The organism is Hymenobacter sediminis, assembly GCF_003231285.1.
GTDB classification, from domain to species: domain Bacteria; phylum Bacteroidota; class Bacteroidia; order Cytophagales; family Hymenobacteraceae; genus Hymenobacter; species Hymenobacter sediminis.
In genome coordinates this window covers 25,323-51,126 of the sequence record NZ_QKNS01000008.1, presented here as the reverse complement: position 1 = coordinate 51,126, position 25,804 = coordinate 25,323, and the positions used below count along the sequence as shown (strand labels likewise).

Below are 25,804 nucleotides of genomic sequence, written 5' to 3'. Positions count from 1 at the left end.
GGCAGTGCGTACTTGCAGTATTCCCGTTTCCTTTCCTCATCGCTAACATCCGAATTGATAGGAGTAACGGCATCCCATTGTTTCCATGATTGGTTAGGTCTACAGGGATCAGGTCTGGGGTAAGGATTTGGCTGAGCAAGCCCATCAGTACTTGATAAGTAGAACGCGAAGAGTGGCATGAAGAGAAGCAGTTTTTTCATGATCTCTCTTTAAGTTAAACTGTCTACAATCGAAATGATAGGGCCACTCCCTCCTTGTGTGCTGTACAGGGGAGGGGTAGCCTTGAGCAGTTACGAATACGAAGGCCACACCCTCTTTTCATAATATATGCATATATAATACTATTATATTTATATAGCAAACTAACAGCTTATTTCCTCAATGTCCTTAGCAATAGGAAATTAAGTGATGAAGGTGCCAAGTATGGACTTGGCACCTTAGTGAAACCTATATCTTATAAGTCACTAGGGCGTGGAACTCCTTTACTGAACCTTCTCCACGTATCCAGACCATACCCAGCCCTGCATAGTATCACTCTTCACTTGATACCAAGGCGCTTTCTTACCTCCTATATTTTCGAGTCGCCCATTCGCTGATACAAGCTTTAAATACGTGTACTTAGGAAGGCTTGCTATGGCTTTACCAGTACTATGCGGCGTATCACGCAAGTATAGCCCTTTGTCTGCAGTTACGAAGGCATCGGTACCCGCAGGCCGGAGGTAATGTAGCTTATTAGGGCCAAAACCAATGTATAGCGCTAGGCTAATGTTAATAGCCCAGAAGCTATACTTAATGCGCTTCCATTGTTGGACAAGTTGCCGCAAACTAGGAGAACGTTTCCTTCTCGTTGCAATAGCTTGAGGCGCAGCAGGAACAGCTACTTGCTTTACAACCGGTTTTTGTTGAGCAGCGCGAAGGCTTTGCTCCTTCAACCGCTGGGCTTCGGCCTCTTGTTGCTGTACACGGGTTTGTTGCTCCCGTAGACGCTGGCTAGCTAGCTCTTGCTCTCTTTGCTTTCGCGCAAGCTCTTCTCGCTCACGCCGCAGTTTTGCCTGTTCAGCAGCTATCCTCCTCTCCTGTTGCACATATCCATTCAGCCGAGCATCGTAGGCAGCGCGCTTGCTTTCACTCAGCAGCACTTCCTGAGCTTCGTTGATCTGCTTGAACATTTCAGCGAAGTAGGAATCTCCTGAGTTCTTATCCGGATGAAACTTCACTGATAAGCGACGGTAGGCCTGCTTAATTTCATCTTTGGTAGCAGTGGTAGGAATACCTAATAAGTCGTAGTAATTCTTCATTCAACGCACTACTACATAGTACATAAGACCAGCTGCCATCAGCAATTGAACGACTACGTCTACACGCAGTTTTCGTAGTTCTTTACGCCACTCTGCATTATCAAGCTCAACAGCGCAGGCACGGCATACGCTACGAACGCTATAGCTCACCCGCGTACTCGTACTACGGCTACCATAATACTTGGAACTGCCCGTATAAACCTCGCGCCTATCCTCTGCACCTGCTTCACCACAAAGATGACATGCTGCCATAATCTTACTCCAATTGCTCACAAATGCTACTCTACCAAACAGCCTGTGTATGTATTATAATTAGTTTGAAAATTTGCTCCCTTTGGGCAAAAGATCGAATGTCACTTTATGCAACTCTAGCAACAACATCTTGAGTTGCTCGCACTTCTTCCCATGAATTTTCTACATCGTCATATACTCTACCCATACCCTTTGTGTCGATTACTTCGATGATTGACACAAAATCCTGCGTAAAGTTTGCATCTATACCGCCACGGCCATAAGCTCTTAATTTAATATACCAATCACCTGAAGCATAAGACTTTTTGAAGTTCTTTGCAAAAGAAACAATTGGACTCCATTCATTCGTGTACCGCTCATCAGTGCTCGTAAAAGACACTTTTCTTGCTCCTGACGCCGTATTTTTATAGAGCTCGACTCCAAGCCTAGTTTGACAGTAATAAAGAGCATTGTCGGGATCAGTAGGCGGATTATAAACTACTGTCACTTTTATTTGAAGGCTCGTGTCATCTTTATCCTCCGCCATACATTTTGGAACGTAAAATGGAATTTCATTATACGTATCCTTTTTTATTGACCCGTTATATATAAATGTAGCAGCATTTGATCTTGGATGCAGACACAGATCTAAATTAGGTTCTCCAAAGCCGCACATATTTATTTTGCGCGCACCTTTAATGTTATCACAATCAATAGTGTTCGAAAAATGAAGTAATAGTGCTTTAACTAGATTAACACTTGCATCTTCGTACTCATGGAATAGCAATGCTGCATATGAGCTTATAATAGGGGCTGAAAAGCTAGTGCCAACATTAAATGCGAAGCCTGTTCCTGTCTCATTAAGCCCATATGCACCAATATCTGGATTAGTAGCCCAACCAGCACTCAAATTACCTCCATGGGCTACTAATTCAGGTTTCATTCCACGGTCGGCACCTGGCCCCACCCTAGAAAAGGGAGAAAGTTGGTTCTGTCTGCATATAGACGTGTCGTCATGCTTTTTAGTAACCGACCCGACTGTCAATCCTAAAATAGATTCAGCTGGTGTACATATTCGCGCAGAGGGATGACCAAACTGATCAGGATGGCTTCCTACAGGGTCGATAATATTACCAGAAGCGATAACGAATAATATGTCATATTTTCTAGAGAAGAAATCTATTAGATGAGCAACTAATGAAATTGAATTATCTTCGATAGGAATTTGCAGCCCTAAACTGAGATTAAATATTTTAGCCTGCTTATAAATTTTAGGAATTATATCTTGCAAGATCGATGCTAAGCCTTGTATAGTTGGACCTTGCATATTGCCATCAGGCCTAATGCCAAACACCTTGATGTCAATAACTTTGCATATGGGCTCAAGTTGGCCTGTGACTAAAGACGATAGAATATCGTCGCCAAATATAATTCTGCTAGCGACCAATGTGCCATGAGCGAATGCATCACCTAAACCAGTAGAAGTATAATCATAAGCCTCCGATACTAGATCAGTAAGAAGGTTTTTGTTTGCCTGTACACCGCTATCGATAACAGCAACTTTTACATTTGTTTTAGGTTGAAGGACTTGTAACGAATTTGGTAAATCACCCGCTGGTATCGATTGATTAGCGTGAAATTGGCTATTAAGGCTTATAGAGCGAATCGTACTATAGGATTGACCCACATCCTTTAGCTGACGAACAGAAGCTACTCCAGACACAATCATTGAGCCGTTTTCGTAACGCTCACTAATAACGCCTTTCGCTCCTCCCTCTACTAATGATCGATAGATACTTTTTACAACCTCTTCTTTATTTTGCCTATTGAATTTATTATAAATAGAAATCAAAAACTCAACTTCTATATCAAGATTTTCAATAATTATAGAATTCAATTTTTCAGCAACGGGAACTTCTTTAATATTCTCAATTATCGCAAGCTGGCTTTTTCCAGGATTACCCTCAGCATTTGCATAACCTTTAATTTTTTGCGAAAGTCTATTAAACTTAGACTTATCAATCTCTACAATTGCTTGAGTTTGATCGCTTGCAGACAAGCTAATTATATCAAAACCAAGATTGTTTAATATTGATACTTGAGACTTGATTTTTACATCACTAGGCGTCGTTAATTGGAGAACATAGAAATTTACCAATTGAGCATCAAGCTTGCTCTCGATGAGCTGCTTTACTTCATCGGACTGTTGAACTAAGCTCTCACCATGACTTTTATAATCATCTCTTGTATAGGGCTTACCGCCACCACCCTTAACCACAGGGCTTGAACGAACGAGTTCGGATGGAATACTGAAATGTTTTTTATTATTCATGAACCGCTTTATCTAATAAATTATTTAAAATCTATCTATTAGATGCACAATAACAATAGCAAATCCAGCTGTCAAAAAAAAGCATGCAGCGATTGCAAGCCAATATTTAGTTTTAAATATCGACTTTTTTTGTTCCTTGAATGCAACAGGATCATTCGTAATAATCTTGCTACCGTAGGGAATAATTCCAAAAAATGAAAGAATGAGCGCTACAAAAAATGTCGAAATAGCTGCAATTTTAAAACTATTATTAGTAATTATTTTCTCATAAAATATACTAACACCTAAAATAGCCGCACTAATAGTCATCAATTGACGCAGTATGTCATTAATTAGAGTCAAATTCTCCTTCAAAGAATTTAGACTCCACTCATTGAGGTATTCGTCTTCGTCAGAAGCTGGTCGGCCTTGTATCATACTAATAGTCTATTGTATTTTTCGCACCGCACTTCTTGCATTTTTTGACTATGTATCTTTTGGGCTTTGGCGCTTGTCTTGCTGTAGCGTAACTAATCACGAACTCAGATTCCGGCTGATCATAATCGTTTTCTTCCTTGCAACTATAGCATTTAAAAACTGGCATATTGATGAAGTCTTATGTTTCGAGCTAGCAATATAATATACTTTTGGCTCAGTGTCTCTAGCACCTAAATAGCAGATTTATGAACGATGTATGTAATAGCCGCAATGGTTGAGCCAAGCTGTGGCGTCCTTGCGAGTGATCCACTCGACGGAGGACAAGATGGCGGCTTGGAGTGCCTCGCGGGTGCGGACCCAGGCGTGGCGTAGCTTGCTTTAGGCCTTCTAGACTAGGATGAAGTCGGGTAAGTAAGGCAAGAACAGCAGCCCGTCGAGCTTGTACACCGGCAGGTTGTCGAGCATCAACACATCACCGCGCCGCAACATCTCTGCCCCGCCGTTACTAAACTAGTTTGTCGCTGCCGCCGCACGAGGTTACTAACAGAGGCCACGCTCATTCAAAAACGAGCCGCTACCTGCGCCTGCCGGGCTCCCGGCTCGGTCAACGGCTGCGCCACACAGGCGTAAATCCAAGGAGCATACTTGCAAATGTTTATATTATCAGTCTATATAGAGAATCGAACCAGCTAAAACTTCGGGATTTTATAAGTCTCTATTAAACAGCAGTATTACGCATTTTACCAAAACAACCTTTTGTAAAATGCTATGCTAAAAAAAGCGCTCCTTTCTGTTGCTACTGTCTGTGTCTTGTGCAGTTGCGAATCACTCTACCGAGAAAAACCTAAAGGCATCTACCAACGCATAAGTGGCGATGAGAGCTTCTCTGTAAACAAGTTCGAAGTCACGGAATCCAAGGTCATCATAGCGAGTCTCCTTGGCGAAATAGCCACCGAGTATAAGATTGAAGAAGGGTACCTCTATACTGGGGTTGAGGGCGGACAGGTGCGGTTTAAGATAGTTAGCCCAGATACCCTCGTTAATGAGGGTACGTTCGGCTTCAAGGGTACTTTTGTCCGGGTACGTTAGTACATCGGCTTTACATGTACCTCGATGAAAAAACTATGCTTATTGGGCAGCTTTATCCTGCTGGCTTATAGTGGCCAAGGACAAACGTATAACAACCTCACTAACTACTCTCTGCTTAACAATTTCATAGGCCATAGCCGCACACAAGCTCATACTAGTTTGACGAAGGCAGGCTATAAGTTCATGACTTATACCGAAGTGTGCGAGAAAGAGCAGGAAGTGTTCCCTAAGGAGTACTTCAATATAACGGCTCACTACCGGTATGTACCGAAAGCAGGTAGCTCAAAGGGGCCCTACTATGTGACAGTTATCTTCGACCCGGAAGTAGGCCCGGACGTACTTGGCATTCAATGGAACGAGTACATGACACCAGGGCGTGGCGATGTGATGGATAAGGTACTGACTGCACAAGGGCTTAAACTTCTTGATACAATTGAAGGCAGTGTTAGTGGACCGAAAGCCACAGCCATGTACTTTATTAATGATCTTCGCACACTCATTTTCAATGGGCATGAGGGCACAAGGTTAGTCAAGTTTACTCTAGCGGTAAAGCGTATGTAAACTCTCCATCACTGTATCAACAAATGGACTGCGGTTGACTCAGGACTTTATGCTGAACACAGCATGTTCAGCGCAAATAGTAACCCGTCCGTAACCCGGGAGTATACAAAAGCCACTTTACGATTGTGTAGAGTGGCTTTTTTGTGAAGAAGGACTACTTTCATCATGATTGGCCTGCAAACTCAAACTGCGCCAATTGCTCCCAGGGGCCGTTGCGGTAAGCCCAGAGTGTAAGGCCCGTGCCGGTAGCTTCAAACGGTGCAAACTGTGCGGTTAGCTCTTGGTGTAGGGCGCGAGCCAAATTAGGGTCCACTTTGTTTTGCACGGTAATGTGGGGCTTGAGGCGCTGCTGATCCTGAGGCGTAAGCCACGCAGCCCAGGCCGTTTGCAGGTTCCGGTGCAGTTGCAGCAGCTGCGGGTTCTGGAGGTCGTAAGCAACGCCCCGGCCCAGAAACCGCAACCCCGACACCTGCAGGGGTAGGAGGGGTGTAGCCCTGACTACCTCGGCCAGATAACTGCCAATGGCCGGCGCCTCGGGGCCTGGCAGGTGGTGAAACAGCGTAACGTGGGCTTGCAGGTAGTTGCGCTCCGGCGGGAAGTGCTGCTGGCGCAAGGCATTGAAATGCGCCTGCGCGGCTTCATCGAGGGTAAGCGTTAGGATCAGCGGCGCATCGAGGGGTAGGAGCATAAGGGCAGAGGTAGGCACGAGCTTGCTGTACGATGACTAGGCCGGTATGGTCATTTTCTTCCTGCCTCCCTATCTTTCGCTATGCCTACCCCCGAGCCCAACCCCAACTACCTGCACCTGAACCGCACCCTCTGGAACGCCAAGGTGCCCTACCATCTGAACTCGGCTTTTTACGATGTGGCGGGTTTCCGGGCCGGTCGTTCCTCCCTTAACGACATCGAGTTGGCCCTGCTGGGTGAGGTAGGCGGACAGCGGATTTTGCACCTGCAGTGCCACTTCGGGCAAGATTCCCTTTCGCTGGCCCGGATGGGCGCCCAAGTGACGGGTATCGATTTGTCGGACGAGGCCATTGCCGCCGCCCGGCAGTTGGCCATGGAGCTGCATTTGTCGGCTGAATTCGTGTGCTCCGATGTGTACCACTTGCCCGAGGTGCTGCCCGCCACACCCGGCTTCGATGTGGTTTACACCACCTACGGGGTGCTGGGCTGGCTGCCCGATTTGGCGCGCTGGGCAGAGGTAGTAACCCACTACCTGCGCCCCGGCGGCCGATTGGTGCTAGTAGAGTTTCACCCGGTAGTCTGGATGTTCGACAGTCAGTTTACCCGCGTGGAGTACAGCTACTTCAACCGCGAGGCTATTGAGGAAACTACCACCGGCACCTACGCCGATCTGGCCGCGCCCCTCGAGCACACGTCCGTTTCCTGGAACCACGACCTGGGCGAAGTGCTGGGCAGTCTGCTCGGGCAGGGGCTGCAGTTGCGGCACTTTCAGGAGTACGATTACTCGCCTTATGACTGCTTTGCCGGCATGCAGGAAACTGCACCCGGCCGGTTTCAGCTGGCAACCCAACCCGGCAAGCTACCCTTGGTGTATTCGGTGGTGATGCAGCGGCCCTAGGAGGGGCACTATGACAGGCGACAGCCTGTAGCGTATCGGCGAGATATGCGCATATTGGGCCTTTTGCCTCCCTACTTTTCTTTCGATGCCTTACTCTCTGCTTGTGCGCCATTGCGGCCAGCTGCTCTCCTTGGCCGGCGGCCCTACTAGCCAGCCCCTGGCGGGCGCTGCCATGCGGCAGTGGCAAGTAATTACCGATGGATACGTGGCTTGCGAGCAAGGCCGCATTGTGGCAGTGGGCCCGATGGCGGAACTGGATGAGGGCCAGGTTACTCCCGAAACGCAGATAGTGGAAGCGCAGGGCCGGGTAGTGATGCCTGGCTTGGTGGAATGCCACACCCACCTGGTGTTTGGGGGAAACCGCGCCGCCGAGTTTCAGCGCAAGCTTCAGGGTGAGTCTTATCTCGATATTCTGGCCAGTGGAGGCGGTATCTTGAGCACCGTGCGCGCCACCCGCGCTGCCTCCGATGCCCAATTGCTCGATAACGCCCTGCACCATCTGGCCGGCTTTCGGCGCTACGGCATCACTACCCTGGAAGCCAAAACCGGCTACGGCCTCGATGCGGAAACGGAGCTTCGGCTGCTGCAAGCGGCCCGGCTGGCCGGGGCCCAACAGCCCGTCCGCGTTATTTCCACTTTCCTCGGGGCCCACGTACCCGGCCCGGAGTACGGCGGCCGCCCCGCCGAGTACCTGGAGATGCTGGCCGCCGAAGTGCTACCCCGCCTAAACCCTGAAGAGGTGCCCTTCGTGGATATTTTCTGCGAGCAGGGCGCTTTCTCCGTGGCTGAGTCGCGGCGCTACCTGGCCCAGGCGCAGACGTTGGGATTCGGCCTGAAAATTCACGCCGAACAGCTCCATGACCTGGGTGGCTGCGAAATGGCTGCCGAGCTGGGTGCCATCAGCGTGGACCACTGCGACTACCTTACCCCGGCCGCGGCTGCCCGCATAGCGGCTCTTACCAGCGGCCGTACGGTAGCAGTATTGCTGCCCCTGGTGCCGCTGTTTTTGCGCCAGGAGCAGTACGCACCCGGCCGCGCTTTTATTGATGTAGGCCTGCCCGTAGCCATCAGCACCGATTTCAACCCCGGCTCCTGCCCCAGCAAAAACCTTTGGCTAGCCTTATCGGTGGCTTGCCTGAAAATGGGGCTCACCCCCTATGAGGCCCTGGCCGCCGTGACGCTCAATGCCGCCTGGGCCATAGGGCAGCAGCACGAATGCGGCAGCCTAGAGCCTGGCAAGCGTGCCGATATACTGGTGCTGGATGTGCCCACCGCCGAAGAAATACCCTACTGGCTAGGCGAAAACCCAGTTCGTACCGTCATCATTGGCGGAGAGGTACAAACAGATTGAGCTGAAGCACAAAAGAAAAGGTCCGACAGCAGGTGCGGTCGGACCCATAGCAAAGCACGGACGATATCAGAAGTAGTAATTGATAGAATAGTAAAAGATTATAGTGTATTCAGATCCGCGACAAGGTCGGCGGCGGTGGTTTCCTTTAGTACAGGGCTGAAGCGGGTACCGGCGGCCACTACACCATCCTGGCGACCGTAGTACAGCTTGCCCTCTACCGTCCGGATAACAACTACGCTGACGTTGGCTCCGGCCGGGGCTCCATTTATCTGGAAGGTGCCGGGCGCCTTGAAATCACAGAGCCGCAGGCTGCCATTGAAGGCCCGGAAGGCCGCAAACACCATGGTGTTCTTGGCGGGGTCAATGTCGGTGCCCGGCACGTCAACGATGATGGGCTGGGGGCTGGGGATACCGTAAAAACGGTCGCAGTTAAACCAGCCTATTCTAGCATCATAGAGAGCTTTGCTGATGCTGATCTGGTAGCCCGTAGGGGTAGGGCTCAGGCTCGATTCGGGATCAAAGTTCAGCTCCCAGGTAAAGCAGGTAGGGCTATTGCTACCAGGTACCGGAGCCACAAATAAGCGCATGCTGTCCCGGCTGGCTAGGTTTGGCGGGTTCTGCGTCTGCATCTGGATGCGGGTGCCGGGGCTCAGGCGCAAGGTAGAATCCTGGGTGGGCCGCAGATAAATTTCCCCTGCCGACTCCAGTAACCGGCCTCCGGAAACAGTTGGCATATTGCTCAGAATCATATCGGCCTTGCCGAAAATTTCTCGCACTTCCAGCTGCACTGGCACCGTAACGGGCTGCCCGGTTCGGTACTGAAATGCGCCGGCCGGAATGGTAATTACCGTTCCCTTGGCCCCAGTAAACTGATTCTGCCGGCTGGGGTCGTACGTAAATGTCTGGGTAGGAGCCCCTAGTTGCGTAAGTACATCTTTAATGGTGGTAGGCGCGCCAGGGTTGGGGTTAGGGGTGCTGCCATCTTCACAGATTACCAGACCAGCGTCTGATTGGCAGGCCGGAAGCAGGGGCAGGGCCAGCAAGGTCCCAAGGATCAGAAAGCGGTTAATTGAGGTCATAAACAAGAATTCTGAAGGATATAGGATTAGCGTTTGCGCGGATCAAGGTCCCAGGCGTAGCCCGCCTGTAAGCCCAGGCTCCAGGGCCGGCGGGCAGCTCGGCCGGAGGCGGGGGTGGTCAGAGAATTCAGGAAGAGCTGCCCTTGAGGCCGGATGGTAAACCACTGACCCGGCGCGAACTGGTAGTTGGCAAAAGCACCCACATTCAGCACCAGATTGGTGTTTTTGAACGGAACCGGAGTTCCTACCCCCGACGACTGCCACTGACGCTGGGAGCAATTACAGGCACTGCCCTCAGTAGTGCGGGCGCTGGTCAGCAGGGCCACGGTGCCACCCCCCAGCACACCTACCTGCCACCGGTGATTCCCTTGTAAGGTGTACTGCGCCTGCACGGGTATGGTCAGGAAGCGGTATACATCCCGGAAATCAACGGCCAGGGTAGTATCCCGCGAAGTCTTTCTCACTTGGTAGCGCAGGTTCGTGCTGTATTCCGCATACCCAAGTCCGGCCGATACGGTCAGTTGACGCGTGAAGGCATAAGCCCCACTTATCTGCCCCGAAAAACCCGTTCCGGGTCGTTCCAGCCGCTCCAACTGGGTAGGCGCGCCGCCCAGGGCGCGGTAGGTGAGGGCAGTACCCGCGAGCAGTTCAACCTTCCAGTTACGTAGCAGCAGTTCGCGCCGGGTGGGCCGGGCGCGGGGCTTACGCTTGGCGCGCACTACTTCCGGCTCTTCTGGATCTGGAATAGCCACCTGAACTGCCAGCAATGGAAGCGGCTCGTTGGTGGTTGCAGCAGAAGCTACCCGTAATTTGCCAGCTACCCTCCGACCATTAGTTGGTTGAGCTGTGCCTGAAGCCTCCGTGCGGCCGGTGCTGGCCACCGCCTCAGCCAAAACCAACGGTTTGCGCTTGCGGGTGCTGGGGTTGGTTGCATAATAAGGGGTAGCAGCCTGGGCGAGGCCACCAGATTCTTCCCGGGCCTTAGCCAGTGTCCGGCGCCCATCTTTGGATGATGCAGCACTGACTACTGCGGCCCTGCCCATCTTCATCAGCTTTCGGTCAGCTCTTTTCTCCAACGACTCTTCACGGCCGCCAATTGTGGCCAATTGTCCACGTTCAGGAGCAGTAGAAAGGCTTTGGCGGCTGGACGGGGGTAGGGAAACACCGTTTGGTTGACCCAGTGGACGTGTTGAGGCTACCCGCCGGGAAGCAGATTCGGTTAGTGCAGGCCTGGTATTTTCGGGTGAACCTGCCGCGGCCTTTCGTGCGGCAAGAGCCGGAGCTTCTGCTGCACCTAGGAGGGGTGTTTCGGCCTTGGCGAGAGAAGAAGGGGTAGGAGATACTGCGCGCCGAGCCGCTACAGTTCCGGCCGCCGTACCAGACATGGCCGGACCCGACTTCGTGCTGATGCCAGCAACCGAGGCTGTGCCACGTTGGCGCCAAGAGCGGGTGCCAATGGTCAAGCCCACCACCGCTGTTCCTACCAGCAGCAGGATCAGTAGCGGCCGCCAGTTTCGGCGCGGCTTCTTCGGAAGCTGCTGCTGAATACTGGTCCACATATCTTCGGGGGGCGCACTACCATAGCCTTCCAGCTTGCGGCGCAGCTCGTGGTAAAGTTGTTCCGATTCGTGCTCAGTCATTGTAGTGAGGGGTGTGAGCCTGCTGCTGCAGGCGCTCTTCCAGCAGGCGGCGGGCCCGGGAAAGCTGTGATTTGCTGGTGTTTTCCGAAATGCCTAGCAGTTCCCCAATCTCGGCGTGCGAGTACCCCTCAATGGCGTATAAATTGAGGACGGTACGATAGCCGGTAGGCAGTTGGGAGATAAGGCGCACAACATCCTCGGCCGACATCTGGTCGAAGGGTGTGCCATCGGGGTGGTGCAGTTCGGCTGCTTCCTCGTACTCGGTTTGCGGGCCGCGCTGCTGGTGCTGGTGCCAGAGGTTAAGAGAAGTGGTAACGGCTATGCGGCGGGCCCATGCCTCAAAAGGACCTTGTCCCCGAAACTGATCGAGGCGGGTAAAGATCTTTACAAAGGTGAGCTGCAGGGCATCTTCGGCCTCTGCCCGCGAAGGGCAGTAGCGCAGACACACCCCCATCAGTTGGTAGCTAAGCCGGTCGTACAGGGCCCGCTGGGCGCTGGGTTTACCTCGTCGGCAGCCATCCAGGAGTAAGTCAATAGAGTCGGGCATAGGCAGCCGCGGATAAGGAAGGATAGGATGTCGTACGCTAGCGTTCTGCGGCCATGACCGGAGCCGACAACGGGAGGTTGCGTGGGACTAAAAAATATTTCCTGCTGATGCGAGAGAGTAGTTGATAGGCCTACCCCGGTTCACATAATAAAGCCACGATATTACACCCGGAACGAGTAGTTTCGGCGCTGAATTCAACGCTTCATTTCCCCGACGTTCTACCCCTGTTGTATGCTGCTACCCCTCTACCAGGTCGATGCCTTCACCGACCGTCCATTCGCTGGTAATCCTGCCGCGGTATGCCCCCTTACCGAATGGCTCCCGGCTGAAATCATGCAGGCCATTGCCGCCGAAAACAACTTGGCTGAAACGGCCTTCTTCATTCCAAAATCGGGCAACGAGTATGAAATTCGGTGGTTCACGCCGGCCGTGGAGGTAGAGCTGTGCGGGCACGCTACGCTGGCTTCGGCGCATGTGCTGTACCGCCACCTCAATTTTCAGGCGCCGGAAATTGTGTTTCACTCCAAAAGCGGACCGCTGCGCGTTAGCCAAGGCGCGGAAGGCCGCCTGACCCTCGACTTCCCGGCCCGTCCGCCCCAGCCCCTGAGCACTCACCCCGATGGCCTGCTCGACGGCCTGCGCGCTACCCCCCTAAGCATCCACGCCGGCCCCGATCTGGTGTGCGTCTTCAATTCGGAAGCTGAAGTGCGCGCCCTGCACCCCGATATGACCCACTTAGCGAGGGTAGAGTACCGGGCCGTTATTGCCACTGCTCCCGGTACCGATGGCATCGACTTCGTGTCGCGCTTTTTTGGACCCCGCGTGGGTGTGCCCGAGGACCCAGTAACCGGCTCCGCCCACACTACCCTAGTGCCCTATTGGGCTGAGCGCCTGGGCAAAACTACCTTCCATGCCCGCCAGGTTTCGGCCCGCAGCGGTGACTTGTGGTGCGAACTGCGCGGCGACCGGGTACTGATGAGCGGTTACGCCGTGACGTATTTGAAAGGCGAAATAGAGGTAGGCGCTTAATTCTTTCAGAGATACAAGACGAAGATTTCCAACGTGTCATATCTGCCGTATGTCTAATTATTATGCCTGTTTACTGCTGGCTGTGGGGCTTAGCTTTTCCATTCAGTCAGCATCAGCCCAAACCACGGGTAGCCAGGAGCTGGTGAAGCAGGGCGTTGCGCTCTACGACCAAGGCAAGTACGACGAGGCCGTGTTGCGCTACAAAGAGGCCCTGAAGCAGGACGCCACGAACACGACGGCCCGCTACGAGCTGGCCATGACCTACAATGCCCTTGACCAGAACGATGAGGCCGTGGAGCTTTGCAAGCAGATTCTGAAGCAGGAATCGGACCCTGGCTCCTCTTTGTACAACACCTACGGCAATGCGCTCGACGGGCTGAAAAAGCCCAAAGAGGCAGCCAAAGTGTATAATGAGGGCCTGAAGCGTTACCCCAACGACGGCCCGCTTTACTTCAACCTGGGCGTAACCCAGGCCACGGCCTTGCAGCAATCTGCCGAGGCCATTGGCAGCATGCAACAATCGGTGCGCTGCCGGCCGGGGCACGCCAATTCGCTTAACGCGCTGGCGTTGTTGCAGCAGCAGCAGGGCAATCGGGTGCCGGCGCTGCTGGCTATGCTACGCCTGTTGCAGGTAGAGCCTACCGGCCAACGCGCCACCGCTACCCTGGCGCGCTTCGATAAGCTGATGGGCCGGGGCGTAGAGAAAACCGGTGAAAAAGCCGTTACCATCAATATTTCCCCGGAAACGCTCAAAGATGCCGGTAAGAAAGGCCGCTCCGACAGCTTCGGCCCCGCCGATATGCTGCTAAGCATGAGCAGCGCCCTCGACTATAGTGAAGAAAACAAAGATAAAACGCCTAGCGAGCAGCTTATCCGGAAGCTGGAGTCGTTGATTAGTGTGCTGGATGAGTTGCAACCAAAAAAGCAGAATGGCTTTACCTGGCAGTACTTCGTGCCCTACTTCGTAGAGCTGAAGAAGCAAGGCTATCTGCCCGCGTTGGCCTATTCCATTCAGGCCGTCCGCGCCGACAGCACTCCTGAGGTGCAGCAGTGGCTGGCCAACCACACGGCTACCCTGGAAGAACTAAGCAGCTGGTCGGCGGCCTACCCCTGGCCGAAGTAGCAAAGCGGCGGCTACGGGCGTGAGCAAGTGCGCCCGTAGCCGCCGCTTTGCTACCTGCCTCACAAATACGAGCTTGCCCAGCATCTGGAATAGCACCTTGCAAATAGGGGCCGGCACGCCGGTGTAGCGCATCAATCTGCAGCAACGGTACTCCCGCCCAGCGGGAGGGTAGCGGCACCGTAGCCAACCCGGTAGGGGGTATGGCCGTTCACGTACGCAGCTGAAAAGCGTACCTTGTAGTGCGCTCCGTGCTGCTTGCCTTCTCCTCTGTTCTGCTTCGTAACTGCTCAATGCCCACTTCTACTGTCCAGGCCACTCAACCCAGTGACTTGCCTACCTGGCTGCCTGCCGACGAGCTGTTGTGCGAAGTGCTCAACGTATCGATGACGGGGCTGATTTTCTACACGCCTGTTTACGGCCCCAGTGGCTCGGGCGAGATTGTAGACTTCACGTTCGTTCACCTCAACCCCGCCGCCCAGCGCATGATGCGGATGCCTTCCCATCCGACGCTGACGCACATGCAGCAGTGGCCGCACAGCAAGGAGCACGGTACCTTCGGGTTTCATGTGGATGCTTACGTGACGGGCGAACCCCGTAGCTACGACATCAACTACCAGGCCGACGGTTACGATAACTACTACCGCCTCACGGCCCGGCGGGCGGGGGAGGGGTTGCTGGTGAGTTTTACCGACACGGCCGACCAGACCCGGACCCCAGTAGAAATTGCTCTGCGCGAAAGCCAAGCCCGGGAGCAGGCTGCCTTGGCCGAAGCAAAAGCGCAACGCCAGCAGCTCCAGGAGGTGTTTCACCAGGCTCCGGTAGCTATTGGCTTGATGGAGGGCCCGGACTACCGCATTGCGCTGGTTAACCCGTCTATCTGCGAGTTGTGGGACCGGGAGGAGTCGCAGCTACTGAATGTGCCTTTGCTCGAGGCCCTACCCGAGTTGCAAGGGCAAGGCATCGACGAGCTGCTGAACCGGGTGCTGCAAACCGGCGAGCCTTTCGTGGGCAAGGAGCTGCCCTTCCAGGTGAAGCGCCACGGCCACCTAGATACTATCTATTTCAACTTCGTTTATCAGCCACAGCGCAATGGGCAGGGTGCTACCACGGGCGTGCTGGTGGTAGCCATTGACGTGACAGACCAAGTGCTGGCGCGCCAGCAGGTGCAGCAGCTTAACCAGCAACTGGAGGTTCGCGTAGCGGAGCGTACCCGGGAGGCGCTGGCCCTGCAATCTGATTTGCTGGAAGCCACTCAGCGCCAGGTGCGGGAGCGGGAAACCTTCTACCAGATATTTGCCCAGACTCCTGCCAGCATTGCGCTGCTGCGTGGTCCTGAGCATCAGTTTACCTACGTTAATGCTGCCTATGAGGCGTTATTTCCGGGTCGGGTGCTTGTGGGTAGGAACCTGGCCGACGTGTTGCCGGACGCCGCTCAGCAAGGCTTCTTGGCGCTGCTGGATACGGTGTACCGGACCGGAGAAACGTTCTTCGGCACGGAACTGCCGCTGACCATTGCCCAGCCAGATGGCCGGCCCCCACGCGAAGCCTACTTCACCTTCACCTATCAGGCCTATCGGGAACGGGGCGAGGTAGTGGGCATCTCCATTTTTGCCTACGACGTCGCAGAGCAGGTTCGGGCCCGGAGGCAGCGCGAAGGACTGCAACGCCAACTGCACGAGCTGTTTATGCAGGCCCCGGCACCCATTGCCATTCTGGACGGACCCGACTTGGTATACCAGTTGGTCAATCCGGCCTATCAACTCATGTTTCCTGGGCGCGACTTAGCCGGCAAGCCCTTGCTGGAGGCCCTCACTGAATTGGTCGATACGCCCATTCCCACTCTGCTGCAGGATGTATACAGAACGGGTGAAACGTACGTGGCCCAGGAACTACCCCTGATGCTGGCCCGCCATACGGGAGCGCCGCTGGAAGAAATCTACTGGACCTTCACCTACCAGGCTCGCCGCTCCATGCAGGGAGAAATAGATGGGGTGCTGGTATTTGCCTACGATGTAACGGCTCAGGTGCAGGCCCGGAAGGTAGTAGAGGAAAGTGGGCAGCAGGCACTGTCGTGGGCGGCCGAGCTGGCCGCCTCCAATGCCCAGCTCACGCGCACCAACGTGGACCTGGACAACTTCATCTACACGGCTTCCCACGACCTGCGCGAACCCATTACCAACCTCGAAGGCTTGGTGCTGGCCTTAGAAGAGCAGTTGCAGCAGACGCCCATTCAGGATCCGTTGGTGCCCGCCCTGCTGGTCATGATCCAGGATGCGGTAGCGCGCTTCCAGGTCACTATTGCGCAGCTCACCAACCTGGCCCAGCTACAGCAGGCGCAGCTGCAGCCTGCCGAGGAAATTGATGTTGCCGCGCTAGTGGAGTCCGTTCGGCTGGATCTGGCGCCCAAACTGGTGGCTGCCGGGGTGCAGCTAGAGGTAAGCGTGACACTTACTTCCGCCTTATCGTTTGCTCCCAAGCACTTGCGTAGCATCGTGTATAACCTGCTCAGCAACGCCGTAAAGTACCGGCACCCCGACCGCCCACCTCTGATTCAGCTGCGGTGCTACCGGGCCAACGATACAGTAGTGCTGGAAGTAGAAGACAACGGGCTAGGCTTGGACGAGGAAAAGCAGACACGCTTATTCGGCCTGTTCCAGCGCTTGCATGACCATGTGGAAGGCTCCGGCATTGGCCTTTACATGGTCAAGCGCATTGTGGAAAATGCCGGTGGCACCATCACGGTGCAGAGTCAGGCCGAGGTAGGCTCTCTGTTCAGAGTGGCGCTACCAGCTTGAGAAGTGCCAAAGACAGAGTAAAAGAGCGGCAACTACCTGCGCACTTGTTCGCGCCCGTAGCCGCCGCGCTCCACCACTTGCTCTACAAACATGGCCTTGCCCGGCACTTGCAGCAGAGCCTCGTAAATAGTGGCTGGTACGCCCGTGTAGCGGACCAGCCCGCCGTGGCGGTACTCTATTTCCAGTGTAAGGGTAGCGGCATCGTAGCCAACGGCTTTCAGCGAAGAAGAGCGGACGGGGCGGCGTTGCATAGATAGGAGGGGTAGGAAATTAATCAGATATGTTATGAGAAATATGCAGAAGAAGATTACTCCCTTGTGAAGCCGAAAAATTAACGTTTTTCAAGAGTTTAGATATAACTGATGTTATGTAAAGGGACAGAAACCAGATAAAGAGCGAATTTTCTAGAGGCCTCAGCACGAAAAAAAATCTGTTTTTATTTAAACGGCTATTGTTCCAATTTGCTAGATAGACTATGCTGTTCAACCAGATAGACTGAGGCAACTTATATTCCGAGCCAGGAAGAGTGCCTACCATTAAGTACCTATGACCAATTCAAGAATTCTGAAGAGGGCTTTTATACAATCTGTTAGACGTGGAACGGGTCGAGCACACCTAATTGCTCAGGCTAATCCCGGTGTTGATTTCTCCGGGTATATCATCCAAGCAGCTCTGAAAAATTATGCCTATGATGGGCAAGCGGAGCCCAGCCGTGCACAGTACATCTATCAACTCTACAGCATAGCAACCCAATCGAAGCGGATTCAGCGCGCCGTGCTGAAAGGGTTGGCCACAGAGCAAACTGATACTTGGACCTTAACTCAGTTGTTTGAGTTGGCTTTGCTCTTCGCGCAACACGGCGACGCCAGCGCCCGCAGGGCCTTGTACAACCGATTTTTGCGCAACCCCATCGAGGGGGCTGATTGGGTCGGAGCGCAAGAAATTATAGAATTGGACGGCTTGGAAGGGTTGAAATATATTGCCCGCAAGTTCGGCCAAGCCTTAGCCAAGAATTCTGAAGACTGGCAGGATGACCACCTTATTCGTTCCTTTCAGGAGGACCACCCGACGATAAACGTCTGGCAGGAACTACACGCGCTAGCGGAACAGGATGAGGACGTGCGCCGCTATGTGCAAACTATTGAGGCTACCCTCGCTCACTATGCTACCCTCCAGCGGCCACGAACAGAGATGGCCGACCTTGAGGAAATCTTGCGCGCACCCCGTCAGGGATATATCCGCTTCGCCTTGAAAAAACGCGGTTTGGAACCCCATGAAATGCGCCAGTTAGCCGAGCAGCTCGTGCGGGAGAAAAGAATAGCCGTACAAGAGAACCTGCTGTACATATTTACTCTCTTCCCCTTTCCGTTGTCCTACGAACCCATTCTGGAGCTAGCGCAGCGGAAACGTAGTAGCAGGAACCGGCTCACGGAGTTTGCTACAGATGCATTAAGACACCTTAGGGCGCCAAAAATCAGAGAGTTTGCGTTGCAACGGTTGGCGGTTACTACCCGCCCTAGCATGTATACAGACATGCTGATCAGCAACTACCAAGAGGGTGATGCCTTGCTGCTGACAAACATTATTTCCCGTTTCCATAATGAACACACCATTGAAACACTGGCTTGCAGCTACACAGAAATCTATCAAGTCAATAAGACGCCCGAGTGCGCGGCACCCTTACTAGCGTTGTACCAAAAAATGACCTGTGGCATTCACCGAAATACAGTAGTAGAATTACTGATCGAGAACAATGTGTTGCCTGCATGGCTGAATGAAGAACTGCCTTTTGATAGCTATGCTGAAACGCGGTTGCTGCACCAATTGCAGCTGGGACGCTCTGATGAGCAAAGCTTTAGAGCACTTGTCTGATAAGTCGAGTGGCTGTTGCAGAACTCCCAATAGTGAATCTGCCGAATAGAATCACAGTCGGGAACAGGCTAAAAAGCCCACTTACCGCCATTATTTTTTGTCAACATAGAGTAAAACATAGCTTATCTGGAATACAGATAGAGTTCTGCAACAGCCACTCGAATTACGTTAACTAAACAGCTAATTATGCTGCTGGCTTTTTCTTCGCGGCAGTAGCTTTCTTCCCAGCTACGGGGGCGGCTAGCTTGCTGGGGTTGTCGGCCAGGAACTTGCCCCAGCTTTTGCCGCCGGCTTTCACGTTGTTGCCCTTCTGGTAGTGGTGGCACATGGCCACGGCTAGGGCGTCGGTGGCGTCGAGGAACTTGGGCGCTTCTTCGATGGGCGGCAGCTTCAGCGTCTGGCGGAGCATATGAGCTACCTGCTCCTTGGTGGCGTTGCCGGAGCCCGTTACCGATTGCTTTACTTTGGTGGGCGCGTACTCCACGTAGGGAATTTGGCGGGAGAGGCAGGCAGCAATGGCTACCCCCTGGGCGCGGCCCAACTTCAACATACTCTGTACGTTCACCCCGAAGAAGGGTGCCTCAATAGCTAACTCATCGGGCAGAAACTCCTCAATCAGCTCCGTCATGCGCTCATAGATTTTTTTGAGCTTGAGGGCGTGATTGGTGCCGAGCTTCTTCATGTCGATGACATCGTAGCGCAGCACGTTCACTTGCTGGCCCTGCACCTCAATCACGGCATAGCCCATGATTTGGGTACCGGGGTCAACGCCCATAATCACTTTGGGCAGCAGATCGGCAGAGGCAAGGGGTAGAATCATAGCGCGTTAGGAGAGAGCGAGAAGATAGGCAGAGCGACGTGAATTTTCGTCGGTAACTTGCCGAAGCAAACCAACCAGCTGCCCACTTGTCTGCGCCTCATCTACAAAACTACGTCCAAAAGCCGGAAGAACCGGCAGCCCGGCGGCGCGGACTAGTAGTAGCGGGCAAACTCTTCATCACGCTGCTAACGCTGGGGCTGCTCTGGCACTCCGTAGTGGCCGATGAAGCCACGGCTGCCGCTTGGCGAGGGCTGCTCGCGCGTACCCTCAGCGGCGAAGGCCGGGGCCCGGTGCTGCTGGCTCTGCTGCTGATGCCCCTCAACTGGGGGCTGGAAGCCTGGAAATGGTGGCGCCTGGCCCGGCACCTGGAGCCCGTATCGTTTCGGCGCAGCTTCCGGGCGGTACTGGTAGGCCTCACCCTGGGGTTCGTGACCCCGAACCGGGTAGGCGACTATGCCGGCCGCATCATTGAGCTGAAAAGCCGGCGGCTGGATGCCTTGGGGGCGGTGTTTCTGGGGCGCTATTGCCAGTTGGTGGCTACGGTGCTGGCGGGCACGGCGGGGCTGCTGTATTTTCTGCTGCGGTTTTACCTGGCAGGCTACCCGGCGGCCCAGGTGGGGGTAGGGCTGGCTACACTGCTGCTGAACATGGCCGTGCTGCTACCCCTCTACTACTCGCAAATGCTGGTGGCGGCGGTGCAGGCGGTGCGCCCACTGAGGCGCTTTAGCCGGTTTCTGGCCGTTATGCCCACCTACCCCGCCCGCGCCCTCACGGCCGTCCTGCTGATTTCCAGCTTGCGCTACGCCGTGTTCTGCGCCCAGTTTGGGTTGCTGCTGTGGGCCTACGGGGTGCAGGCACCGGTAGGGCCAGCCCTGGCCGCTGTGGCAGGTACGTTTCTGCTGAAGTCGTTAGTACCCTCGCTCAATGCCCTGGCCGACGTGGGCGTGCGGGAGCTGTCGGCCACGCACCTGTTTGGGCTGTTGGGCGAGCCGGTGCTGCCCGTGCTTAGCGCTAGCCTCAGCCTGTGGGTGCTGAATATTGCCGTGCCCAGCGCCATTGGGCTGGTGTTCGTGCTGCGGATGAAGGTGCTGCGCAAGCGCCACAAAAGCCGGCCCACGCCGGTAAGTTTCTGATGGGTAGCGTCGTCTGGACAGCTACACTAGCCCTGCTGGGCCTCAATGGCGCCTACCTCTGGCAGATGGTACGGTTTCGGGGAGCATGGGAGCGGCAGGTAGCCTTGGGCGAGGAAGTAAAGAAAAAACCGCTGGCAATAGAAGTAGCCGTGGCCGCTACCGAAGCCAGCCGAGCTTCAGGAGAAAACGAAACTCCCGGCTTTTCCATCATCGTAGCGGCTCGCAACGAAGCCGATAACCTGCCCCATCTACTGCACGACTTGCAGCGGCAAAAGCCGATTTCCGGCGGGGTGGAGCTGATTATAGTCGATGATCATTCAACCGATAACACGGCCAATATTGTAAGCCAGGCGGAGCAGGATCTGCCGTTTCCGGTGCGCTTAGTGCGGCTGGCGCAGTTGCCTGGCGCACCCACCGGCAAGAAAGCGGCCGTGCAGGCTGCCCTGCAGGTAGCCCGCGCCCCCTGGGTGCTCCTCACCGATGCCGATTGCCGGGTGCCCGCCGGTTGGGTGCAGGCCTACGCGGAACTGGCGGCTGCGGACGCCACTGCGCGCTTCATCAGTGGCCCCATCCTCCTGACGGGCACCGGCTGGCTGGCAACCCTGCAAGGCCTGGAGTTGGCCGGACTGGTGGGGGTAGGGGCCGCCAGCATCGGCCTGAACCGCCCTACCATGTGCAACGGCGCCAACCTAGCCTACCGCCGCGCCGATTTCTTTGCCGTAAATGGCTACCAGGGCAACGAGGCCGTACCCAGCGGCGACGATGAGTTTCTGTTGCACAAGCTGCACGCCACCTTTCCCGGCAGCATTCGGTTTTTGGCCCAAGAAGCGGCCCTAGTGCGCACGGCCGCTCAGCCCACAGTGCATCAGTTGTTGCGGCAGCGGGTACGCTGGGCCAGCAAGTGGCGCCACTACCAAACAGCCGCTCCGCAGCGACTAGCGGTGCTGGTGCTGCTGAGCAACCTCACGTTTCCGGTAGGGGTAGGGCTGTGGGGGGTTGGGGTAGCTTCGGGGGTAGGGCTGCTGAGCGCCTGGGCCCTCAAGCTCCTGGCTGATATACTGTTTCTGCGGCCGGTGCTGAGGTTTCTGGGGCAGCCCCAGTGGCTGTGGTGGGTGCCGGTACTGCAGTTGGCCTACGGGCCCTATGCCCTGGCCACCGGCCTGCTGGGCCTGCGTGGCAGCTATGAGTGGAAGGACCGAAGGCTAGGTGCCAAGTAGGGGGTAGGAATATTATCAACTAGCAAGCTGATAAAAGCGCGTGTACACTTGTGTTTACGGTGTTTCGACGCGTACTTATTCTGTATTTATTGTTTCATCCTTCATTCCCGTTTCATATGAATAAGGCGTGGTTAGAAGTTGTGATGCCGGCTAGTTTGGTGCTGATTTTCCGCACTATCATGGTATTTGGATTTTCGATGAGCGGTCTGCTAACAGAGCCTGAGCAGGCGGAGACAGCACTAGCGGGCGGGCCGGGGCGCCCTAGTGTCGAGCCCACGTTACCAACCCAACCGCCAACTGGCGCTGACGCCGCTGCAATTGCCGCTGGCGACGCTCTTTTCAAAGGCAACTGCGCCCAGTGTCATAACGTGAAAGAAGTGGTAGTAGGGCCTGCTTTGGCTGGCATTTCCCAACGTCGGCCTATGTCCTGGATCATTCCTTGGGTGAAGAACTCCAGCAAAATGGTAGCCCGTGGCGACGAGTATTCGGTGAAGATCTTCAACCAATACCAGAAGCAGCAGATGCCCAGCTTCCAGCTTACGGATCAGGAAATCAAAGCCATTGTCACTTATATTGAATTCCAGGAGCAGCAGATAGTGCACTCCGTTCCTACGGGGGCAATTGCGCGCAGATAAGCCAGGTTTCTCACCTAGATTGAAATGGCAGCTAGCCAGGAATTACTTCCTTGATTCCAGAAAAGGACATTACGGCATGCTACCCCCCGAACCTTTCCAAACCCTACCTTTGCCCTGCACAACCACCCGCCTTTCTCTGTGACTGACGCTGAATTTGACATCCTCGACGAACTGTACTTCGTCACTTCCTTTGCCGACCTGGGCCAGAAAACCGGCCTTGCACCTGCCGAACTGGAGCGCACTCTGCGCGGCTTGCTGGAGCAGGGCCTGATCCGCAGCTTCTGGCCCGACCCCGATACCGAACTGGCCTTCGAGGAAAGCTCCTTTGGGGCCATTGTGCGCGACTGTTACTTTCTGGCCTCCAAGGAAGGGCTGCTCCAACACAACACCCGCTAGCCGTGGCAGTTACTACGGCTCCTGTAGCCGCCGCTTCCGTGGCCCGGCCGCCCAGCTATTACGTGCGGCAGCGCCTGCTGGGCAACGCGCCGGCCATGCTGGGGCTGGGCTTTATTGTGCTGTGCACGCTGGTGGCGCTGCTGGGCTACTGGGTGCTGCCCGATAACTCGCCCAACGCCAACAACGGGCTGGTGCAGCTCCAGAAAGAAGCACCTGGCTTCCGGGCCACCGTGTTGCGGCTGGCCCTGCCTGATTCGGCCCGCGCCGGAAGAAATAACTTTCTGCGCACATGGTGGGAAGGCCAGCGTCCGCAGTTTCAGGAAGTGCCCATCGGGGGCTACCGTTTCCAGGGCGATTCGCTGCTGACTACGCCCTACCAGAACCATTCCGCCCTCGCCGACAAGCCGCAGGCCTACCCCTTGTCGGCCGTGGTAGGCCACACCGGGCAGCCAGGGGCGCTGCGCCAGGAAATAGAGCAGGACCACATTCTGCAGCGTACTTACTGGCTGGGTACCGACAAAGCCGGCCGCGACGAGTTGAGCCGCCTGCTGCTGGGCACCCGCGTGAGCCTGGGCATTGGGCTGGTGGCCGTACTGATTTCCGTGGCGTTAGGTATGCTCATTGGGGCCGTGGCCGGCTACGTGGGTGGCTGGGTCGATAGTTTGCTGCTGGGCCTGATGACGGTGGTGTGGAGTATTCCGGGCATTATGCTGGTTATTGCCATTTCCCTGGCCCTCGACAGCAAAGGCGTCTGGACCTCCTTCGTGGCTGTGGGCCTGACCATGTGGGTAGATGTAGCGCGCGTGGTGCGGGGCCAGATGCTGAGCCTACGCGAAAAAACCTTTGTGGAAGCCGGCCGCGTGCTGGGCCTGCCCCAAAGCCGGCTGATCTGGCGTCACCTCTTGCCCAACATGGTAGGCCCCCTGATTGTGCTGGCAACTAGTAACTTTGCAGCGGCCATTCTGCTTGAAGCCGGCCTAAGCTTTCTGGGGCTGGGTGTGCAGCCCCCGGCCCCGTCGTGGGGACTGATGGTAAACGAAGGCTTTCAGCTTCTGGGTACCTCCGCCGGTTTCTGGCTGACGCTGTTGCCAGGCTTGGCCATTAGCTTACTGGTGCTGAGCTTCAACTTGCTAGGCAACGGCCTGCGCGATGCCTATGACCCCAAAACTCCTTTAGGGAGTAGCTAAGCTACTTTCCTTACTCTCCCTACTCAGTTATTTTCTCTCTGCCATATGCCAACGATTACTCCCGAAAAGCGTCTGTTCCTGAAGGAGCGTGAGCTGGGGGCGCTATTGGAAATCACCCAGGCCATCAATCAGGACCCTACGGAGGCCGCGCTGTATAAAATCTTCCAGTTCACCCTGCTTGGGCAGCTCAACATTCGGCGGCTAGTGCTGTATGTGAAAGAAGAAGGAGAGTGGCAATGTATGGTATCCTTCGGGGCCGGTCTGCCCGACTTTCAGAAGATTCCCTTGCCGGCCGCTATTCTCGAAAACTGCACCAGCGTGCCCTGCCCCATCACCAGCTTCAGCGGTTTAGGTCGCGAGTGGCAGTACCTGGAAACCGTTATCCCGGTGGTGCAGAACGGGGAGGTGCTGGCGTACGTGCTCATCGGCAATGTGCACGAGGACTACGCTAACGAGGAGGCTACCAAGTTCCTGCAAACCCTAAGTAACATTCTCATTGGGGCCATTGAGAACCGCCGCTTGGCCCGGCAGCGGGTAGCGGCGGCGGCGATGCGCAAGGAAATTGAAATTGCCCAGGAGGTGCAAACCATGCTCTTCCCGCGCAAGCTTCCCAACGATGCCCACGTAGCCGTGCACGCCTCCTACGTGCCCCACACCGCCGTGGGCGGCGACTACTACGATGTGGTGAGCTTGGATGCCGACCGGTTTCTGTTCTGCGTGGCTGATGTATCAGGCAAGGGAGTAGCGGCTTCTTTGTTGATGTCGAACTTCCAGGCCGGGCTGCGCACGCTGCTACGTCAGCAGGCCGATTTAGGAACCGTGGCGCAGGAGCTCAATAACCTCATCTTCCGGAATGCCGGCGGCGACAAGTTCATCACCGTGTTTTTTGGCCTGTATAACCGTGCTACGCGGGAGCTGCAGTACGTAAATGCCGGCCATAACGACCCACTGCTGATTTCGGATGCCGGACCTGTTGTGCTGCTTAAAGAAGGCACTATTATGCTGGGCGTCATGGAGGATTTGCCCATGCTGAAGGTGGGCCGTGTACAGGTGCCCCCCCGTACCTTGCTGCTCACTTATACTGATGGCCTCACCGAAGTATTTGATCAGGAGCAAAACGAGTTCGGGGAAGAAGGTGTAGTGCGGGTGCTGCGCCACAACCGCTACGCTCCACTGCCTACGCTACACCGGGAACTGCTCCGCGAAATTGAGGCCTACAATGCCCAAGGGGCTCGCTTCGCCGACGACGTAACTATTCTGAGCTGCCGGTTTAAGTGATAGTGTGCAGCGGAGAGCAACTATGCAACCGATAGCTTAACGTCTTCCATTTCTAAGATCAGGTAGTCCTCAAAAGGAAGCCAGCGCGAGAACGTCGCGCTGGCTTCCTTTTGGTTTTAGAAGAGGGGTAGTATGCAGGCTGCGCTAACACAGAGTGGTTGCCTGCGGCAGCAGGTCTGCAAACTGGCC

Annotated in this window: 22 protein-coding genes; 13 read left to right on the top strand and 9 right to left on the bottom strand. The window is 54.9% G+C overall.

Going from position 1 to position 25,804, the window contains the following annotated elements; all coding sequences use genetic code 11:
- Positions 1–482 precede the first annotated feature (482 nt).
- The 3 genes from DNI29_RS24580 to DNI29_RS19470 all read right to left on the bottom strand — a co-directional run bounded on the left by DNI29_RS24580 (position 483) and on the right by DNI29_RS19470 (position 4,278).
- On the bottom strand, positions 483–1,298 hold the full coding sequence (locus tag DNI29_RS24580; protein ID WP_162303674.1) for a DnaJ domain-containing protein: 816 nt from the start codon (positions 1,296–1,298) through the stop codon (positions 483–485).
- A gap of 358 nt (positions 1,299–1,656) precedes the next feature.
- A complete protein-coding gene (locus DNI29_RS19475) occupies positions 1,657–3,861 on the bottom strand; it encodes a S8 family peptidase (RefSeq protein ID WP_110979816.1) in 2,205 nt (734 codons plus the stop codon).
- 24 nt (positions 3,862–3,885) lie between these two features.
- Positions 3,886–4,278, bottom strand: a complete 393-nt coding sequence (locus tag DNI29_RS19470; RefSeq protein ID WP_110979815.1) for a hypothetical protein — start codon at positions 4,276–4,278, stop codon at positions 3,886–3,888.
- 1,113 nt (positions 4,279–5,391) lie between these two features.
- Here DNI29_RS19470 and DNI29_RS19460 point away from each other — a divergent pair.
- Complete coding sequence (locus tag DNI29_RS19460; RefSeq protein WP_110979813.1) at positions 5,392–5,928, top strand: hypothetical protein; 537 nt, start codon at positions 5,392–5,394, stop codon at positions 5,926–5,928.
- A 163-nt stretch (positions 5,929–6,091) separates the two neighbouring features.
- On the opposite strand, the gene DNI29_RS19455 is transcribed toward DNI29_RS19460, so the two are convergent.
- Positions 6,092–6,634, bottom strand: a complete 543-nt coding sequence (locus DNI29_RS19455) for a 2'-5' RNA ligase family protein (protein ID WP_238388152.1) — start codon at positions 6,632–6,634, stop codon at positions 6,092–6,094.
- A gap of 63 nt (positions 6,635–6,697) precedes the next feature.
- On the opposite strand from DNI29_RS19455, the gene DNI29_RS19450 reads away from it, so the two are divergent.
- Both DNI29_RS19450 and hutI read left to right on the top strand, forming a co-directional pair.
- Positions 6,698–7,513 (top strand): class I SAM-dependent methyltransferase, encoded by an 816-nt coding sequence (locus DNI29_RS19450; protein WP_110979811.1) that lies wholly within the window; start codon positions 6,698–6,700, stop codon positions 7,511–7,513.
- 85 nt (positions 7,514–7,598) lie between these two features.
- The gene (gene hutI, locus DNI29_RS19445) at positions 7,599–8,864 is read left to right on the top strand and encodes an imidazolonepropionase (RefSeq protein ID WP_110979810.1); all 1,266 of its coding nucleotides are present in this window, start codon (positions 7,599–7,601) and stop codon (positions 8,862–8,864) included.
- Between the two features lie 98 nt (positions 8,865–8,962).
- Here hutI and DNI29_RS19440 read toward each other — a convergent pair whose 3' ends face one another.
- From DNI29_RS19440 to DNI29_RS19430, 3 genes are read right to left on the bottom strand one after another with little or no spacing between them, the layout of a single operon-like run.
- Positions 8,963–9,943 carry a hypothetical protein gene (locus DNI29_RS19440; protein WP_110979809.1) on the bottom strand — a complete coding sequence of 327 codons (981 nt, stop codon included), beginning with the start codon at positions 9,941–9,943 and terminating at the stop codon, positions 8,963–8,965.
- Between the two features lie 26 nt (positions 9,944–9,969).
- Positions 9,970–11,583, bottom strand: coding sequence for an outer membrane beta-barrel protein (locus DNI29_RS19435; RefSeq protein WP_110979808.1), 1,614 nt, complete (start codon positions 11,581–11,583; stop codon positions 9,970–9,972).
- Positions 11,576–12,130, bottom strand: a complete 555-nt coding sequence (locus DNI29_RS19430; protein ID WP_110979807.1) for an RNA polymerase sigma factor — start codon at positions 12,128–12,130, stop codon at positions 11,576–11,578. Before DNI29_RS19430 ends, DNI29_RS19435 begins: the two co-directional genes overlap by 8 nt.
- Positions 12,131–12,361: 231 nt before the next feature.
- On the opposite strand from DNI29_RS19430, the gene DNI29_RS19425 reads away from it, so the two are divergent.
- From DNI29_RS19425 to DNI29_RS19415, 3 genes are all read left to right on the top strand, one after another.
- A complete protein-coding gene (locus DNI29_RS19425) occupies positions 12,362–13,159 on the top strand; it encodes a PhzF family phenazine biosynthesis protein (RefSeq protein ID WP_110979806.1) in 798 nt (265 codons plus the stop codon).
- 49 nt (positions 13,160–13,208) lie between these two features.
- Complete coding sequence (locus tag DNI29_RS19420; protein ID WP_110979805.1) at positions 13,209–14,282, top strand: tetratricopeptide repeat protein; 1,074 nt, start codon at positions 13,209–13,211, stop codon at positions 14,280–14,282.
- Positions 14,283–14,572: 290 nt separating this feature from the next.
- Positions 14,573–17,077, top strand: a complete 2,505-nt coding sequence (locus DNI29_RS19415; protein WP_110979804.1) for a PAS domain-containing sensor histidine kinase — start codon at positions 14,573–14,575, stop codon at positions 17,075–17,077.
- Between the two features lie 32 nt (positions 17,078–17,109).
- On the opposite strand, the gene DNI29_RS19410 is transcribed toward DNI29_RS19415, so the two are convergent.
- Positions 17,110–17,328, bottom strand: a complete 219-nt coding sequence (locus DNI29_RS19410; RefSeq protein ID WP_110979803.1) for a KTSC domain-containing protein — start codon at positions 17,326–17,328, stop codon at positions 17,110–17,112.
- Between the two features lie 295 nt (positions 17,329–17,623).
- Between DNI29_RS19410 and DNI29_RS19405 the strand changes: the two genes are divergently transcribed.
- Positions 17,624–18,949, top strand: a complete 1,326-nt coding sequence (locus tag DNI29_RS19405; protein WP_110979802.1) for a hypothetical protein — start codon at positions 17,624–17,626, stop codon at positions 18,947–18,949.
- A gap of 184 nt (positions 18,950–19,133) precedes the next feature.
- On the opposite strand, the gene ruvC is transcribed toward DNI29_RS19405, so the two are convergent.
- On the bottom strand, positions 19,134–19,769 hold the full coding sequence (gene ruvC, locus DNI29_RS19400) for a crossover junction endodeoxyribonuclease RuvC (protein WP_110979801.1): 636 nt from the start codon (positions 19,767–19,769) through the stop codon (positions 19,134–19,136).
- Between the two features lie 86 nt (positions 19,770–19,855).
- Here ruvC and DNI29_RS19395 point away from each other — a divergent pair, with 86 nt between their 5' ends.
- From DNI29_RS19395 to DNI29_RS19370, 6 genes are all read left to right on the top strand, one after another.
- The gene (locus DNI29_RS19395) at positions 19,856–20,902 is read left to right on the top strand and encodes a lysylphosphatidylglycerol synthase transmembrane domain-containing protein (RefSeq protein WP_110979800.1); all 1,047 of its coding nucleotides are present in this window, start codon (positions 19,856–19,858) and stop codon (positions 20,900–20,902) included.
- Positions 20,794–22,119 carry a glycosyltransferase gene (locus DNI29_RS19390; protein WP_162303673.1) on the top strand — a complete coding sequence of 442 codons (1,326 nt, stop codon included), beginning with the start codon at positions 20,794–20,796 and terminating at the stop codon, positions 22,117–22,119. The genes DNI29_RS19395 and DNI29_RS19390 overlap by 109 nt, the downstream gene beginning before the upstream one ends.
- Before the next feature lie 116 nt (positions 22,120–22,235).
- Positions 22,236–22,754, top strand: a complete 519-nt coding sequence (locus DNI29_RS19385; RefSeq protein ID WP_238388151.1) for a c-type cytochrome — start codon at positions 22,236–22,238, stop codon at positions 22,752–22,754.
- A 138-nt stretch (positions 22,755–22,892) separates the two neighbouring features.
- Complete coding sequence (locus DNI29_RS19380; protein WP_110979798.1) at positions 22,893–23,150, top strand: MarR family transcriptional regulator; 258 nt, start codon at positions 22,893–22,895, stop codon at positions 23,148–23,150.
- Positions 23,151–23,152: 2 nt separating this feature from the next.
- Complete coding sequence (locus tag DNI29_RS19375) at positions 23,153–24,337, top strand: ABC transporter permease (protein ID WP_238388150.1); 1,185 nt, start codon at positions 23,153–23,155, stop codon at positions 24,335–24,337.
- Between the two features lie 45 nt (positions 24,338–24,382).
- Positions 24,383–25,615, top strand: coding sequence for a PP2C family protein-serine/threonine phosphatase (locus tag DNI29_RS19370; RefSeq protein ID WP_110979797.1), 1,233 nt, complete (start codon positions 24,383–24,385; stop codon positions 25,613–25,615).
- Positions 25,616–25,804: the final 189 nt, after the last annotated feature.

Excerpts from the sequence above, each read along its gene's own strand:
- DNI29_RS24580 (WP_162303674.1), bottom strand. The coding sequence starts at position 1,298 with ATGAAGAATTACTACGACTTATTAGGTATTCCTACCACTGCTACCAAA.
- DNI29_RS19475 (WP_110979816.1), bottom strand. The coding sequence starts at position 3,861 with ATGAATAATAAAAAACATTTCAGTATTCCATCCGAACTCGTTCGTTCA.
- DNI29_RS19470 (WP_110979815.1), bottom strand. The coding sequence starts at position 4,278 with ATGATACAAGGCCGACCAGCTTCTGACGAAGACGAATACCTCAATGAG.
- DNI29_RS19460 (WP_110979813.1), top strand. The coding sequence starts at position 5,392 with ATGAAAAAACTATGCTTATTGGGCAGCTTTATCCTGCTGGCTTATAGT.
- DNI29_RS19450 (WP_110979811.1), top strand. The coding sequence starts at position 6,698 with ATGCCTACCCCCGAGCCCAACCCCAACTACCTGCACCTGAACCGCACC.
- hutI (WP_110979810.1), top strand. The coding sequence starts at position 7,599 with ATGCCTTACTCTCTGCTTGTGCGCCATTGCGGCCAGCTGCTCTCCTTG.
- DNI29_RS19440 (WP_110979809.1), bottom strand. The coding sequence starts at position 9,943 with ATGACCTCAATTAACCGCTTTCTGATCCTTGGGACCTTGCTGGCCCTG.
- DNI29_RS19435 (WP_110979808.1), bottom strand. The coding sequence starts at position 11,583 with ATGACTGAGCACGAATCGGAACAACTTTACCACGAGCTGCGCCGCAAG.
- DNI29_RS19430 (WP_110979807.1), bottom strand. The coding sequence starts at position 12,130 with ATGCCCGACTCTATTGACTTACTCCTGGATGGCTGCCGACGAGGTAAA.
- DNI29_RS19425 (WP_110979806.1), top strand. The coding sequence starts at position 12,362 with ATGCTGCTACCCCTCTACCAGGTCGATGCCTTCACCGACCGTCCATTC.
- DNI29_RS19420 (WP_110979805.1), top strand. The coding sequence starts at position 13,209 with ATGTCTAATTATTATGCCTGTTTACTGCTGGCTGTGGGGCTTAGCTTT.
- DNI29_RS19415 (WP_110979804.1), top strand. The coding sequence starts at position 14,573 with ATGCCCACTTCTACTGTCCAGGCCACTCAACCCAGTGACTTGCCTACC.
- DNI29_RS19410 (WP_110979803.1), bottom strand. The coding sequence starts at position 17,328 with ATGCAACGCCGCCCCGTCCGCTCTTCTTCGCTGAAAGCCGTTGGCTAC.
- DNI29_RS19405 (WP_110979802.1), top strand. The coding sequence starts at position 17,624 with ATGACCAATTCAAGAATTCTGAAGAGGGCTTTTATACAATCTGTTAGA.
- ruvC (WP_110979801.1), bottom strand. The coding sequence starts at position 19,769 with ATGATTCTACCCCTTGCCTCTGCCGATCTGCTGCCCAAAGTGATTATG.
- DNI29_RS19385 (WP_238388151.1), top strand. The coding sequence starts at position 22,236 with ATGAATAAGGCGTGGTTAGAAGTTGTGATGCCGGCTAGTTTGGTGCTG.
- DNI29_RS19370 (WP_110979797.1), top strand. The coding sequence starts at position 24,383 with ATGCCAACGATTACTCCCGAAAAGCGTCTGTTCCTGAAGGAGCGTGAG.